General features: G+C 37.7%; 18 protein-coding genes. All 18 read right to left on the minus strand.

The genetic code is table 11. The features are described 5' to 3' along the window. Positions 1-4: 4 nt before the first annotated feature. Positions 5-373, minus strand: coding sequence for a DUF8042 domain-containing protein (locus tag J0N78_RS02595; protein WP_209121464.1), 369 nt, complete (start codon positions 371-373; stop codon positions 5-7). A gap of 25 nt (positions 374-398) precedes the next feature. Then, positions 399-2,207 carry a motility associated factor glycosyltransferase family protein gene (locus J0N78_RS02600; protein WP_209121465.1) on the minus strand — a complete coding sequence of 603 codons (1,809 nt, stop codon included), beginning with the start codon at positions 2,205-2,207 and terminating at the stop codon, positions 399-401. Between the two features lie 76 nt (positions 2,208-2,283). Continuing rightward, on the minus strand, positions 2,284-3,093 hold the full coding sequence (locus tag J0N78_RS02605; RefSeq protein WP_209121466.1) for a flagellin N-terminal helical domain-containing protein: 810 nt from the start codon (positions 3,091-3,093) through the stop codon (positions 2,284-2,286). Positions 3,094-3,301: 208 nt separating this feature from the next. After that, entirely contained in the window at positions 3,302-4,624 is a 1,323-nt protein-coding gene (locus J0N78_RS02610) for a UDP-glucose dehydrogenase family protein (RefSeq protein ID WP_209121467.1), read from the minus strand. Between the two features lie 62 nt (positions 4,625-4,686). Next, complete coding sequence (gene galU / locus J0N78_RS02615; protein ID WP_209121468.1) at positions 4,687-5,562, minus strand: UTP--glucose-1-phosphate uridylyltransferase GalU; 876 nt, start codon at positions 5,560-5,562, stop codon at positions 4,687-4,689. A gap of 151 nt (positions 5,563-5,713) precedes the next feature. Continuing rightward, positions 5,714-5,938, minus strand: coding sequence for a carbon storage regulator CsrA (csrA, locus tag J0N78_RS02620; protein ID WP_209121469.1), 225 nt, complete (start codon positions 5,936-5,938; stop codon positions 5,714-5,716). After that, positions 5,939-6,391 (minus strand): flagellar assembly protein FliW, encoded by a 453-nt coding sequence (fliW, locus tag J0N78_RS02625; RefSeq protein WP_209121470.1) that lies wholly within the window; start codon positions 6,389-6,391, stop codon positions 5,939-5,941. It abuts the gene before it with no gap. 168 nt (positions 6,392-6,559) lie between these two features. After that, positions 6,560-7,138 carry a DUF6470 family protein gene (locus J0N78_RS02630; protein ID WP_209121471.1) on the minus strand — a complete coding sequence of 193 codons (579 nt, stop codon included), beginning with the start codon at positions 7,136-7,138 and terminating at the stop codon, positions 6,560-6,562. 153 nt (positions 7,139-7,291) lie between these two features. After that, entirely contained in the window at positions 7,292-8,422 is a 1,131-nt protein-coding gene (flgL, locus tag J0N78_RS02635; protein WP_209121472.1) for a flagellar hook-associated protein FlgL, read from the minus strand. Between the two features lie 19 nt (positions 8,423-8,441). Next, positions 8,442-10,346: a flagellar hook-associated protein FlgK gene (gene flgK / locus J0N78_RS02640; protein WP_209121473.1), complete on the minus strand. Its 1,905-nt coding sequence runs from the start codon at positions 10,344-10,346 to the stop codon at positions 8,442-8,444. A 39-nt stretch (positions 10,347-10,385) separates the two neighbouring features. Further along, entirely contained in the window at positions 10,386-10,880 is a 495-nt protein-coding gene (locus J0N78_RS02645) for a flagellar protein FlgN (RefSeq protein ID WP_209121474.1), read from the minus strand. A 24-nt stretch (positions 10,881-10,904) separates the two neighbouring features. Next, positions 10,905-11,168 carry a flagellar biosynthesis anti-sigma factor FlgM gene (gene flgM, locus J0N78_RS02650; protein WP_209121475.1) on the minus strand — a complete coding sequence of 88 codons (264 nt, stop codon included), beginning with the start codon at positions 11,166-11,168 and terminating at the stop codon, positions 10,905-10,907. 89 nt (positions 11,169-11,257) lie between these two features. Then, a complete protein-coding gene (locus J0N78_RS02655; RefSeq protein WP_209121476.1) occupies positions 11,258-11,689 on the minus strand; it encodes a TIGR03826 family flagellar region protein in 432 nt (143 codons plus the stop codon). A 316-nt stretch (positions 11,690-12,005) separates the two neighbouring features. Beyond that, positions 12,006-12,500 (minus strand): ComF family protein, encoded by a 495-nt coding sequence (locus J0N78_RS02660; RefSeq protein WP_209121477.1) that lies wholly within the window; start codon positions 12,498-12,500, stop codon positions 12,006-12,008. A 227-nt stretch (positions 12,501-12,727) separates the two neighbouring features. Beyond that, positions 12,728-13,678, minus strand: a complete 951-nt coding sequence (locus tag J0N78_RS02665) for an ATP-dependent helicase ComFA (protein ID WP_307794890.1) — start codon at positions 13,676-13,678, stop codon at positions 12,728-12,730. A gap of 11 nt (positions 13,679-13,689) precedes the next feature. Beyond that, positions 13,690-13,869 carry a hypothetical protein gene (locus tag J0N78_RS02670; RefSeq protein ID WP_209121479.1) on the minus strand — a complete coding sequence of 60 codons (180 nt, stop codon included), beginning with the start codon at positions 13,867-13,869 and terminating at the stop codon, positions 13,690-13,692. Positions 13,870-13,889: 20 nt separating this feature from the next. Continuing rightward, entirely contained in the window at positions 13,890-14,504 is a 615-nt protein-coding gene (locus J0N78_RS02675) for a replication-relaxation family protein (RefSeq protein ID WP_209121480.1), read from the minus strand. Next, on the minus strand, positions 14,434-15,702 hold the full coding sequence (locus tag J0N78_RS02680) for an FtsK/SpoIIIE domain-containing protein (protein WP_209121481.1): 1,269 nt from the start codon (positions 15,700-15,702) through the stop codon (positions 14,434-14,436). Before J0N78_RS02680 ends, J0N78_RS02675 begins: the two co-directional genes overlap by 71 nt. Positions 15,703-15,741: the final 39 nt, after the last annotated feature.

Genomic DNA, 15,741 nt, shown 5'->3' on the forward strand with positions numbered 1-15,741 from the left:
ATGGTCATCCCTTACCATGATCAAGATATAACTTGATTCCCCGAATCCATGTTTGAAAGTTCTCTAATAACTCATATTCTAATAGATCTGCAATTAATACATAGTCTTCATCTTTAATGGCTTCTGTAACTTCATTTAGAATTGGATTAATTTCATTTTCATCAAAAACTACGTCATACTTTTTTAAAATATCCTTTGTGTGATAAAGAACTTTTATGCTCCAATTGATACCTTCTATAGCTTCTATTAGTAATTTTAATGCTTCATTTTCTCTTTGTTTTCGAAAATCATCTATAATTTTTTCAATTGCTGGTATTAACTTCAAGTTATACATTTCATACTCAGTATATATCTCTCTAATATCTATATTCATAGATAATGACCCTCCAAATTAAATACTATTTAAAATTAACTTCTCTTTCTGCAAATGCTTCCCGTGAAATAAAAATTGATTCATGAATATAAACATATTGCTTAATCAGTCCCTTTAATAATACTCTTCTCTTTTCGTAATTACATTCAATATCTTCTAACTTATTATGTGTACTTGTAGTGATACTGTCTAAATATCTTCTCCCCGTTGGGTGAATGAACACCATGTATATTTCTAAAGATTCTATCTCTTTAGTGACCTCTTCTATTTCTATAAACTTAATTTGAAAATTTCCACTTTTGTAATCATCTAAAAGTTCCTTAACCATCTCTAATCGCGCTTGAGACTTATCGTACGCTTCATTTAATTGTGAACTTGCCTTTTCTTGAAATTGCTCATATTGTAATTCCTTCATTTCAAGTGGACCTGATGTTGCTTCTAAACACATTTCCTTAATATTATATTTATTATTACAATATAATTCTATAGCTTCATTAAACACTAAATTTGGTATACCTTTTATTTCAAGTCCGCCTTCAGTACAATTATAAACATTAGTCTTCTGATGAAAGGCAACATAATCTTCAAACCAGTTTTTCATTGTTATAAAGTCTGGTCTTGTATAAGTCTCTTTACCATATATATCTTTTTTAATTAAATATTGCATTGCTTTTTGATCATCATCTATCTGGTGATCCGCATTATTATGAGCATCACCTTTAGCGTACCTTTTTTTATTTGTATAAGCCAAATCCTGACCAATTAAAAATATTTGAGAAGGCTTTAATGAGAAAGCAAAATCTAGTGCAACATTAGCAACTGACGGACCGGCTTTAATTGTACTAGTATTTACATTCAATTCCTCATATATAGGTAATTCAACATCCAACTTCATCCAAAGCTTTTTACCTTCATAACCTTCTAAAGCTCTATAATGAATAGTTTTACTATAAACAAAAATTGGATCTGTAAAATGGGTATTTTCAAAAATTCTAGACTCTGCCTCATTTCCATCAATACCCATAATGATATTTGGGCAAATTCCGTTCTTTTCTAGGATATTGACTGAAGAACCTACTGCAATGATTAAAGCTCGATCATCTAATGTATTTAATAAATGCATATTTTTTTCTAACGATGGTCCAGCTGAAACAATAACAATAGGTACACCTTCAAACTTTTTTTGAAGAGAGTTGATAGAAGGATGCTTAGTAATATATCGTAAGTTTCGAATTGTATTATATAGCCATTTAGGTGCCGAAACCTTCTCAGTTATTAAATTACCACGAGATAACAGTGCTTGTTTCGATAATTGTACCTGAACCTCATCAATATAATTTTTATATATCCTCTTATAATATGGTAGCTTGAAGGTACATACCTTTTTAACTTTATTCTCCTGAATAAATCCATCAATAACACTTCTTACAACATATGGTTCCAAACTAATTAAAAATACTATATCACCACTTCTGAGATATTCTGTAAGGTTATGTTGATGAAGTGCTCTTACAAATATAGAGATATTAGGTTCTACAATAATCCATTTTTTATCATGGTATTTTGTCAATAATAAGGGCAAATAATAACCTAAACCTAAACCAAATATTAATAATGTATCTTCCTCATTCACTGTCAATCCTTCAATCCAATTCTGTGCTTCTTTTTCTGGATTATATCTACTATGTACGTAGATACCGTCTGAATCAACAATTGTAAAACTTTCATTTCTACATTTAACTAAATTGTACTCTTTAGACTCAACATAATCTTCTATTCGAAGGTATAGATTGGGATAATTTTCTTTAAGGACCTTTATATTATCTTTAAACACTTTTTTCTCCTTTGATACTTTTTATAAAAAAAGTCGACACAAAAGCGCCGACTTTTTTAAATAAATATTATTTAAATTAACGTAATAACTGTAGTACAGCTTGTGGCTGTTGATTTGCTTGAGCCAACATGGCTTGAGAAGCTTGATTAAGAATATTTGAACGAGTGAAGTTCATCATTTCTTTAGCCATATCAACATCGCGGATACGAGACTCAGAGGCTTGGATGTTTTCAGATGCATTGTCAAGGTTCTTAATTGTATGCTCAAGGCGATTTTGGTTTGCACCTAACTTAGAACGTTCAGCAGAAACTGTCTTAATTGCAGCATCGATTAGAGAAACTGCTGAACCTGCAGCTGTATGAGTTCCTAGAGATAAAGCATTAACAGATAATGCTGTAGCATTCATTGTAGCAATTGTTAAAGTAAGTTTTACTCCCTCATCAGCACCAATTTGGAAATTAGCAGTTAAACTACCATTTAATAATTTCTGTTCGTTAAATGTAGTAGAACTTGCAATTCTATTAATTTCATTAACTAATTCGTCTAGCTCATCTTTAAGGGCATCTCTATCAGCAGTCACATTCGTATCATTTGCTGCTTGCACTGCTAATTCACGCATACGCTGTAAAATATCATGTGTTTCGTTAAGTGCACCTTCTGCAGTTTGAATTAAAGAAATACCGTCTTGAGCGTTACGAGATGCTTGTTCTAAGCCTCGAACTTGCGCACGCATTTTTTCTGAAATTGAAAGACCTGCAGCATCATCACCAGCACGATTAATACGAAGGCCTGAAGATAATTTCTCCATAGACTTTCCATTAGCATTCACGTTCATGCCCATTTGACGGTGTGCATTCATTGCGTTTAGATTGTGATTGATAATCATAATAAAATTCCTCCTTGAGTTTGCTCCGCCCACGTCCTTGTGGATGGATTTTGATTTTTATGTAGGCAATAAGAACGATGCACCGGCCGGACACAACTTCCTTATTGCTGCTACATTACTAATATCGACTTGGTTCGGCAAAAGTTTAATAGTTTTTTATATTTTTTTCATGTTCTTATATTTGTAACAAATTGGGTAATGTTATAGTCTAAATACCCAAACGTTCATTAGTTGGGATTACAGCTCTTCGTCCAACTGAATGGTATTCTACTTTTGCTATTTTTGCTTCTTCTATTTCAAAGCAATTTCGGCCATCATAAATAATAGCGTTGTTCATAAGGTCCCTGTATTTATTGAGTGGAAAACTCTTAATTTCCTCCCACTCCGTTACTATAAATGTTACATCTGCTTGTGAAAGTGCTCTTTCGATCGATGGGGCATACTCGACCTCTGTCGGTAACACTTCTTTTGCATTTTCCATTGCAATCGGATCATAGGCAACAACAAGTGCACCTTCTCTTACTAACGCTTCTGCGATAACAATGGAAGCCGCTTCTCTCATATCATCTGTATTTGGTTTGAACGATAGCCCTAATAAAGCAATTCTTAATCCTCGCAAACTACCAAACCGATCTTTTGCTTTTTCGACGAGTAACGCTTGCTGCTTGTTATTCACTTCGATCACTGATTTTAATAGATTGAATTGGTGTTCAACATTTCCAGCGATTTGGACGAGTGCTTTTGTGTCCTTTGGAAAACAAGAGCCACCGTATCCTATTCCTGCATTTAAAAATTGGGTGCCAATCCGTGCATCAAGCCCCATTCCTTTCGCAACATCTTTTACATTCGCTCCTAATTTTTCGCTTAAGTTTGCAATTTCATTAATAAAGCTAATTTTAGTTGCTAGGAATGCATTTGCGGCATATTTAATAAGCTCGGCGCTTTCTATGTCAGTGACAAAAACAGGTATTCTAAATGGGCGGTTGATTTCTACGAGTTTTTGAGCTGCCTCTGATCGATCGGCACCTATAACGATTCGGTCGCCATGAAAGGTATCATGAATGGCTGAGCCTTCACGTAAAAACTCAGGGTTTGAGACCACATCTACTGAAAAGGAAGTCTTTTGTTCTATTATTTCTTTAATTTTTCGGTTGGTGCCTACGGGTACTGTACTTTTTGTAACAACGATCGTATTTGCTTGTATGTAGTCAGCAATATCTTTAGCGGCTTGAAAAATGAAGGATAGGTTTGCCGTTCCATCTTTTTGTTGAGGTGTGCCGACAGCAATGTAAATGACATCAGCATTTAAAAAGGCTTCATGGTGATTTGTTGTAAAGTGTAGTTTGCATTCGCTACTATTTTTTTGAATCAGCTCCGTTAAGCCTGGCTCATATATAGGAGACATTCCTCTTTTTAACATTTTTACTTTTTCGTTGTTCACATCAATACATGTAACTTGGTGACCAATTTCTGCAAGGCATACTCCCGTCACTAAGCCTACATAGCCTGTACCTATAACAGAAATATTCATCAAAGACCTCCAAGAAGAAAATTTTTTCATATTTTAAATCATTACAGTGCCTGATCCTCCACCTATAACTTAACCATCAGTGCAGAGATGTAATTTTTCACATGCTCTTTTAAGTCTTCACGTCGAAGGGCAAAATCAACTGTCGCTTTAATAAAGCCGAACTTGTCGCCGATATCGTAACGTAAGCCTTGAAAATTGTAGGCAAGGACAGCATGGTGACAGTTCATTTCATTAATAGCATCAGTAAGTTGAATTTCACCGCCTGCTCCTGGCTGCTGCTGTTCAAGATAGTCAAATATTTCGGGGCGCAAAACATATCGACCCATAATCGCATCATTTGAAGGGGCATTTTCCATCGATGGCTTTTCAACGAGTCCGCGAATATGCTTGACTCCGTGGTCAACTTCAGCACCGTTCGGGTCTATAATTCCGTATTTCGAAACCTCTTCATTGGATACTTCCTGAACGCCAACGACAGAAGAGTGATACCGATCATAAACATGGATTAATTGTTGGAGACACGGAACTTCTGAAAGGACAATATCATCACCGAGGAGTACGGCAAACGGCTCATTACCGACAAACGAACGGCAGCATAAAATGGCGTGACCTAGACCAAGCGGTTCCTTTTGCCGGATATAATGAATATTTGCCATATTGGAAATTGATTGGACCTCTTCAAGCAGCTCCCATTTTTCTTTAACTGCTAGTGCATTTTCTAGTTCATATGATTTGTCAAAATGATCTTCAATCGCTCGCTTCCCACGACCACTTACGATTAAAATATCCTCTATTCCTGATCGTACAGCTTCTTCAACGATGTACTGAATGGTTGGTTTATCAACGATTGGGAGCATTTCTTTCGGTTGGGCTTTCGTTGCTGGTAGAAAACGAGTGCCTAATCCACCTGCCGGAATGATTGCTTTTCGGACCTTCATACCTATCCCTCCAACTCTTCTTTCACTCATTGTAGCAAAGCAATATAAAGCTACTGTAAAATTAAGTTAAAGAGATCCTTATAAAAACTTAATAAAAAAAGACAGCATTCGCCTGATCCTGGCAAAAACTGTCGTCATATTCTTAGTTTCTCTATAACCCTTTTAAATAATCTTGCAAGCCTGCGACCGACACGTTGGCAGCTGCTTGGCTGTTTTCCTCTTGAATGGCAAGATATACTTCTTTCCGATGGATTTCTAACTCCCTCGGTGCAGCAATACCGATCTTCACCTGTTCACCGTCAACGGCAAGGATGGTAATTTCAATGTCATCTCCAATCGTAATCGATTGGTTCTTTTTTCTCGTTAATACGAGCATCTACTTCCCCTCCCCCACCTTGGTGGTTTCCTTTGGAATTAGATTATGCTTTGTGCCATAATCGCTTTCAACCATTACAAATTGAGTTCCCTTTTGATTAGCTGTATTAATGACAATCGGACCTTGCAGATTTACCGTTGATTCAGCAAATGGTTCTTTGATGTTGACAATCGTATAAATGGCAACATCTTCTTCTTTTTCAATGGTTAATTTTTCTATCGTACTATCCGTAAGCTTAACAGAATAATCATTGAAAAAATGGAATGGATTAACGACAATAAATGCAGTATTAACCGTTTTCAGAGATTGTAAAATGTAAAATGGCGTACCTTCTGCAAATGGAAGTATTACAAATTCTGTTTCATCCTCAAATGCGGGAAGTCCTCTTACAAAAGTTATGATCTCTTCTGCATGAACGTCTACTTCCCCGATAAACTTAGTTTGAACCTTCACTTAAATCACCACAACTTTCTTATGTATACATCTATCATACCATTTTATAGAAAAGTCATTCGCTAACGCAATCTTTGCATTCGTTTATTTAACTAAACTGGGAACAATGAAGAGTTGCATATAAAAAGCCACCCAAATTGGACAAGGTGACTGTCTTAGTAAATTTGTTTATAAACCTTTATTAACCAGCGCCCCTACTGCCTGAAATGATATCTTATTTTTCTGAGTCATATAGGCTTCAGTCTGCCACTTTGGAATTTCGACACGAGTAGGATTTGGTTTCACTTGGACCTTCACTTCCCCTCGGTTAGCAGTAATGTTTATCTCACCTGGATCATAGTTGAACTTCACAGAAAACGGTCTTGGCATTGAGCCAACGTTAAAGTCATAGGTTTTTAACTGACTGTTAGTTTTGGCAATTTGCTGGAGCGCTCCTTGACCATTTTCGATTTTCATCAATTGGTCACCTTGTTGAGCGATTTTGGCAATATACTGCAAAGCTTTTTGCTCGCCATTTTGAACAACATCATTAAGGAATCTAGAAATTCCTTTTAAATTAGCATCTGCAAATGACTGTGCTTGATCAATATACAATTTCGATGCCCGTTTACTAATCTGTATGTGGTCCGTGTGCGGCTGGCGGATCTTGAAGTCTGCATGCTGCTGTTGAATGCGCATTAAGGGCTTTTGAGACTGGATAGCGATTTCTGCACGAGTTGTTGATATATTTAGTTGAGCGAGTTCCACCGAAATTCCCTCCTTTTAAAAGAGAAGCAGGTGACTTATACGTGGCTACGTTCCTCATTTTTACCCCCATTATATCTTTGGGGCTGGGCTACCTAGACACTTTGCTTTTTTAGTCACCTTCAATCTATGTTAAAGCACCACTAGGTTCATCCATTATCTTAAAAAGTCCAGTAACGTCGGCTGCATGATTCGTGCACCAGCAGATAGTGCCGAACGATGTACACTTTCTTGTGTCATTAAATCAACAATGACTCGTTCCATATCTGCATCTTCATTATTAGACATGATGCGTCTTGCAATGACTTCCTGTTCCATAAGGCGACTATCAATCATTTCAACTCGGTTGATTCGAGCACCGAGTTCTGCACGTTCAGCGACAAATTGATCAATATGCTTATCAAAGTTACCTACTAGCTTCGTAATGTCTTCACCCTTGGTTGAAGGGTCCTTTAATGCATTTTCTAGACGAATGATGTCACCAAATAACGCATTAGAGAAAATATTTTGTGGTGTAACGTTTACCGGAAGGGTCACCCCTTTTAAAATTTCAATTTCAACCCCTTGTTGATTAGTTGAAACAGCTTTTTTTTCGGAGACTGCGACTTCCCATTCTTTTAATTGCTTAGAAACCATCTCTGGTGGATTCGTCGTGTTTTTTGGATCAGGTGATATATGAGTGATCGAATCCGTTGCGACATCGACTGTGATTGTTTCATTCCCGTTAACATACACATAATCATCATCATTGACACTATCTAATTGAAACACTTTTCCGTTAAAAGAAACCTCTAACTGATCGGTATCGTAATTAGGAATTTCCCCTGTACCCACATTCATTTTACTAGCGTCTACAGGAGCATTCATCGTGTTAGATCCGTTAAAAATATACTTATTGTTCGATTTTGTATTCGCCATCGACTCGATATGAACACGAAGCTGTTCGATTTCTTTTGCAATATTCGCTCGCTGTGTCGGTTCATACGTATCGTTCGATGCTTGGACGGCTAATTCACGGATCCGATGCATAGCTTGTGTCGTAATATCTAAAGCCGAATCAGCACTATCCATCCAATTATATACTTCCGCTAAATTCCGCTTAAACTGATCTACCTCAGTCACTTGTGTACGATAACGCATTCCCTTCATCGCCACAACTGGATCTTGATGAGCACGCGTTATTTTCTTTTGGCTTGAAAGCTGATCTTGAAGCTTACCTAAACGTTCATAGCCTTGGTTAATGTGTCGTAATGTATTTGCTGAAAGCATCGATTGAGTAACACGCATTTTTATTCATCTACCTCGCTTATAGACCCGAACGGCCCATTCGATTAATAATACGGTCAAGCATATCGTCGACCATCGTTATATTTCTCGCAGCTGCATTGTACGCATGCTGGTATTTAATAATATTCGTCATTTCTTCGTCGAGAGATACGTTACTCGCCGCCATCCTCCGCTCTTCTACTGCCGTACGTAACGTATCTGCATTACGCTTCATCCGGTCTGCTTCATTTGTATTGACGGCCATATCTCCAATGATCCCTTGATAAAAGCTTTGTACATTTGTTGTGGAGCCACCATAATTTAACGTTCTGTCTTTTACATTAGCTAAAGCAAGTGCATTAGAACCGTCTCCTGCATAACCAATCGTCTGAGCACCATTCACTAAATCCGAAATCGACCAAACCGTATTATCCAAAGCATTATTTTTATCCATCGCACTAACATTAATAGTAATTCCATTAACGGTAAAATCACTTGGCATCGCTGCCCAATCAGCACCATTTACTTGGTATTGCCATTGATCATTGGCAGAAACGTATTGCACTTCTACTGTATCTGGGCCAGTACCTGTATATACGCCGCTAACGTTTGGATTAGCTCCTGTATAAGCAGGATCACTAGGTGTCATCGACCCATAAACAGTTGTTCCATTCGATGATGCGGCAATTTTGTCCAGTGAGTTTCTAATATCTGCTGATAACTGCAGCTTTGACGCAGCACCACGGGGATCGTCACTCGTTGGCAAACGATCAGTATCTCCTTTATATGTGAAAAAGTCGATACCAGGTCCTTTGATTCCATCCTTAATATCATCTAAATTCCACCCTGCCTGGTGAAGCGAGTTGAACTCTTGGACAAATGTATATACCATCACATCAAGCTGGTTTAACATATTTGGATACAGACCAAACTCTTGACCTCCTGCTCCAAAGAAACCGTATGACTCCATGTTAGCAACGAGCTTGCCATGCGCATTAAACTCATCCACTCGAAATGCAACTATACCTCCTGCTGCATCTAAGTCAGGATTGGAAGAGAAGGCATCAGGTGAGCCAAAATAGATTTTTTCAATTAACCCTTTTTCTCCATTTTCCATTTCTTGATACTTTACTTGTGCCTCATTCGTCTGAAAGTTTCTTGCATCTACTAACGTAACCCCGACATCACGACCATTTTCATCTGCTAACTTAATATTATATAAACCTTCTGCTACACTCGATGGATTTCCACCACTATCAACTCTCTCAACTCTTATATTAGCAAGCTTTGAAATTTCATCTACTAATACATCTCTACGATCGTATAGATCATTTGGTACATATCCATGCGGCTCTACCTTTGCGATTTGTAGATTAATATTATTAATTTGGCGAATTAAAGTATTCATTTCATGGACATTGCCATCAATTTCTTTTTGGATATCACGCTGTACTGTCGTTAATGAATCCGCTGCATAGTTAAAAGTATCTGCTAGTGCGTATCCTTGCTGTCGTACGACAGAGCGCGCACCAGAATCTTCAGGATGAACCGACAAATCCTGTAAGGCATTCCAAAACTTGTCCATCGTTTTCGCAATTCCATCTTCAGAAGGTTCATTTAAAATATCTTCCATTTTATGAAGAGCTTCAAACCGAGCGTCCCAAAATCCATGCTTTGAATTTTCATTGCGAAATTGTAGATCAAGAAATTGTTCACGATATCTTTGTATAGAATCGACTTGAACTCCCGTCCCTATTTGTCCGGGAATCCCCGGTCGAGAAAAAGATTGACCAGGGAATGGCTCCCCTGGTGTTAAATTCACACGCTGCCGGGAGTAACCAGGTGTATTTGCATTCGCTATATTGTGTCCAGTCGTTTGAAGAGCACCTTGATGAGCCATTAAACTACGGCGTGCTGTCTCCAATCCGTGAAATGATGAAATCATGTATGTTCCTCCGTTTCTCTCTCTAACAAACTATAAAGCTTAGGCCTTTGAATCGAAAATAGAACGACTTGCCACTGTATCATTATTGCTTTTGGTTGGGCGTTGATAATTGACATCATCAGGCTCTGGAGTTAATAAATCAAGGGAAAGGTTCACAAACCGCAACGAATCTTCAATAAGCTGCTGATTAAGCTCATTATTCTTTTTTAACGTATCAATTTCAGATAAGAGCGCCCTGTAAAGCTTTAAAAGTAATGATTGTTCATCTTTAGGGGCGTGTTCAATCAGTTGATCCATCGTCACGTCTTCTGTTACCAGTCCCTTATCAGTAAAAAATTGTTCGACTACAAGCATGCGATTCTCTTCTAACTTTCTCAGCTGCTGGATAAGTGCCACTTCTTTTTTGATGAGCAGATCAAGAGCAGGCATTTCCCCTTTTTTTACAATTTCAGTTTTTTCAACAGCAATCTCATTTAATACTTGGTGCAATTTGATTAAGTCTGCTAACACCTTTATGACTGCTTTTGCTGACATGCTCATCTCTCCTTACTGCTTCTACTATGCTTTCATCCAATAGTCATAAAGCTTATTAGCTACTGCCTGTGCATCGACTTTATAAGTACCCGATTGAATTTTTTCTTTTAATTCACTGACTTTTTCTTGACGAGCAGCATCAATTCTTGTACTTTGTTGAAGCTCTAAAGCTGCTTTTGAAATTTGAATTTGATCTTTCTTCGTACTCGTTTCGTTAGTAGACGTTTGTTTTTCCACTTGCTTACGATACGGATTATTTTGAATCGATTGATATGGGTTGATTTTCATTGATGACACTCCTTTCTTTATTTAAATTCTTTGTCTTTAAAAATGATCCGTTTTCTTTTCTATCGTCTAAAATCCATTTAATATTAATCCTACTTTTTTCTCAAATCATCATTAAATAAGTGGTAGGTCATTCTCGTTGAATGTTCTTTCTTTTGATGACGTTCTGCAATTTCCTGTTCTTTGTGATGTTGTTCTAAATCCTTTTTTAAATTTGAAAAACAACTTGTACAAAGCTTTCCTTCACGAATGAGTTTCCCACATGAATCACAAGGATAACCTAAGTTAGGAAACTCAGCTAATTGCAAACGACCCTCGCGAATAAATTGAAAAATGTATTCTTCTTTTACTCCAGTTGCTTCAACGACTTCTTGTAGGCTAGCTTTTCGATTGTCCCTTTTTCGTATAAACGTGTAAACGGTTTGGAACATCTGATCTACTTCTTTATGGCATTTATCACATATCGAACGTAATGCTTTGATAAAGAGGCCCCCACACCTCGGACAATTTTCTAAATTAGGCATACACTTCTCCCCCTGCTTTACCTATTATATCCTTTTGCTGATGGATTCATTTATTGCCAATGGCCGATCACTGCATGACCGTATGCTTAGTCGCATGAATATTCGAATTGATAAAATGTGCACATGATGGCGATCTCTAAAATCGTAAATTTTAGTCTATATCAGTTATATCGGCACAATGGAATTTTTTTTTAGGTATTTCTTTATCGTCATCGATTTTCTGCGGATATTTGGGGGAAGGATTACTTTAAATAACTCAGGAAACAACAATTTTAAACCCTTTCACCGAAACCTACCTCTCCCCTGCTATCTCAAGCTACCCCCGCGCGACTGTCAGTGACGATACCGACTGTGCCCCACAGTCAAGTAATGCTTTTGCCGCGTAGCGTACCGTCGACCCCGTCGTATAAATATCATCTACAAGTGTGATGTGTACCGATTCAATCTGCTTTTGAAAATGACTCACTACTGCAAATGGGTTTTCTTTACGATTAATACGGTCGGCACGGTTGCGCTTACTTTGCTTTTCTTCGTGGTTGGTGCGGTGCAGTGCAGGTACTGAATTTCCAATGAATTGGCACAGCACGTCCGCCTGGTTGAAGCCGCGCTCATACAGTCGTTGTTTACTTAGTGGGATCGGCACAAGAAGACTCCCTTTAAATTCACTCCCAAAACTGACTAATAGCTGCGATGCAAACACCGCACCAAGTGCATAATCTCCCCGATATTTAAACTGAGCTGTTACTTCCTTTAAAAAGGGATTGTATTGGTACACCGATCGATTTCTCGTTAAGATCCCCTGCCACTGCACATTCTCCTCCCAGCGTGTGCAGTCACGGCAAATCCCGTCTTCATAAAATTTTTCATCTAATTTACTGAGCGATCTTCCACATTTTCCGCACAGTGGTGGCACTAAACGTTCAAGGTTGCTACGGCACGTCTCACAAAGCAGAGTCTCAGCCTCCAATCCAAAGAATGCTGCCCAACTTGCTTTCGTTCGTATCGGTGTGTAACAGTAAAGGCACTGGTTCATCGAATTTAAAAACCGCCTTCCTCATTCATTTTTTCAATATGGCGCTTAGCCTCGATCATCGCCATCGTTTTTCCAAAATGAAAGAAAACGATATCGCCACTAGGAAAATCATTATGGCGCCCAACACGACCAGCAATTTGCACTAGTGCACTTTCGGTAAAAATGACGTCTTCAGCTCCCAATACAGCGACATCAATATTCGGAACGGTCACCCCACGCTCTAAAATAGTCGTCGTAATTAACAGCTGGATTTCACCTTTTCGAAATTTCTCAACCTTTTGATGCCGCGCTTCATCTTCTGCATGGACACTCTCATAATCGATGCCTTGCATACTTAAGATTCGGACAAGCTGCTCACCAACTTCAATGGCAGGTACAAATAAAAATACTTGCTTCCTGTTTTCCGACCGTTCTTTTAACCAGCGTTCTACACTTAGAGGTAGACGTTTTTTATTAAGTTGTTTTTTCCAATTACCACACCATTGAAATTTAGGCACCGGTAGCGGATAGCCATGATAGCGTTTAGGGACTTTGACTTGAGGGATCTTTTTTAGTTCAGCAGAGGGGGTGGCGGTTAAAAATACAGTGACTCCATTATCTTTTTGCGCTTTCTGTACAGCAAACTGCAGGCTTTTATCATAGGAATACGGAAAGGCGTCGACTTCATCGACAATGACGACATCGAAGTAGTTGCGGTAGCGCAGGAGTTGGTGCGTGGTAGATATAACAAGTTGACCATCTTTTCCTTTGTCTTCGCTCCCACCGTAAAGTGACACCACTGAGGTTGTTGGAAATGCGGCTTTTAAACGTGGCGTTAATTCAATGACTACATCCGTGCGCGGCGCGGCAACGAGTACTCTTTTTCTTGCTGCTATAGCTTTAGCCATGCCTTGAAATAACATCTCCGTTTTACCTGATCCACAAATAACCAACCATGAGAACGTATAAAAGCCCACAAAAAGTGGGCTTATCTTTTCTCTAAATACAATTCATAAATATTTGGTTTTCTAACCGCTTTTTTAGGAGAACGCATATCTTGCTCAATCAATCGTTTAATATAGTCTGAAAAGCTTCCGTGTTGCCTCAAAGCATATTCTAATATCTTACTATCCTTTTCCTCGAAACTAACCACCTTACGTTTACTCATGATGCACCACCACCAATAACTTAGTACACATCATTTAGTGTCATTACATAACCTTCTATCCCTTTTTGCTCCATGTATTCTTCTAATGTTTTTTGTCGACTATCTACCTTGGTTAGCCATATTAGCATAGGTAGAAATCCGTTATTCATTTTTTTGATTTCCTTATATTTATCAATTTTCCTTCGATTATTTATCATATGCTGCCGATGATCAACTTCCACTAAATAATGCGCGTCACCCGCTTTAAACCTTACATCGGACACTAAGATTGTTTTCCCGGTTTCATTTTCCGTAATTTTAAATTCTGGTTCCCATATTTCCGGTTTATCAAACTGTATATAAATTTCATTCCTCATTACCGCATGTTCAATGTTTTCCATGCGTGTTCTAACTTTTGTGGATCCGATTAACTCCCTTCCTTTTTTATTTAAATAAAACACATTTTCTTGCAATCGTTGACAGTGCAAATATTGACTCATTCTTTGTATAACTTTTTGTGAGTTCCTTTCTGATCCTAGATTATGAAGTTTCCTTAATTGACTCGTTGATACAAACCCTAATTTATCAATTGTGCATAAGATTTGTTCCCTTCTTATTCGGCCGAATTCTTTCGGACTTAACTTTTTTACGCCCAACTTTCTTCACCTCGTATTGCTTTACTAACTCATAATGATCAATTAACTCCCATCTTCTCTCTTTCTTGTCGCGCACCATAGGCGCAGGCACTTGGACTGTTTCATACTTAAAACTCTTTACAATACAACGTCCTGGTATTCCTGGTAAGCTTTCAAGACCTTGATCATCCATAACAACTCTAGATGCTGTTTGGTCTGCTACTTGAAATCCTATACGAACAGGCGCATTTTGTTTGATAAACATTGGCAAAGCTTCTTTTACAGGGTATTGGGTAAATACCATTAATCTAAAACCAAAACCTCCACCCATCGATGCCATTCGCCCTACATAATATTCAATTTCTTCTCTCTTATTAGGTTGACCTCTTCCAGGTCGCTTCTTTAACTCATGATCTTTTGAACTAAACAAGTCGTGCGACTCATCGATTATGATAAAGTCTCTTTGTTTAATTGATGTGTGTACAATATTTTTATATCCTTTACGCTTAAAGAACTTCATCCGATTATCAAGCTTTTTATTTAAGTTCTTCAAAAGCTCATGTGCTTCTATCGGTTTAGACGTAACAGACTTAACTTGTTTTAAATTTTCAAATTCCCAAAACTCAACACCGCCTTTTAGATCAATAATCCAAAAACGAACATTTTCAGGATTTTGTAATATAAGCTGAGTCATAATATTTTTTAATAAAATTGTTTTTCCGAATCGTGTGGTTCCTCCTCCAACTACATGTGGGTAATCATCAAAATTATGGGTGATTTCATCATATTGGTTTAGGCCTATGAGAACTCTCCACTTTTCTTCTTTACTTAAAAATGGTTGCAATGGTATTCGACTTGGCAAATCTTGTTTTGCTATTTTAAATATAACTATTCGATCTCCAAATTCTATTACTAATGGGCGACCTAAAGCATCTTGAACCGGTCCTTTTACTTGAGCAAAGCTTTCGAATGCAATCCCCTTAGGCAATCCATAAATGTAAACATCGTATGGTTTTTCTTCTTTTTCATGTTTAGCGATAAGTTTAGGAAATTGAATATAAGTTTCTTTCCCTTTCCCTTTTCGAATGCCTACACCTAAATTCTCAAATACTTCTTTGATAATCTTTGGTACATCTTCTTTTTGATTGTTCTTGATAACTGACTTAAGCGCCAAACCAAATCCGGCAGCTGCAGGAAATAAAAGCAATTCAAATACCACACACAACACTCCTAACTATAATTAATTACATTTAAAACG

The sequence above is a fragment of the Alkalihalobacillus sp. BA299 genome, from assembly GCF_017745675.1.
In the GTDB taxonomy this organism is placed as follows: domain Bacteria; phylum Bacillota; class Bacilli; order Bacillales; family Bacillaceae_F; genus Alkalihalobacterium.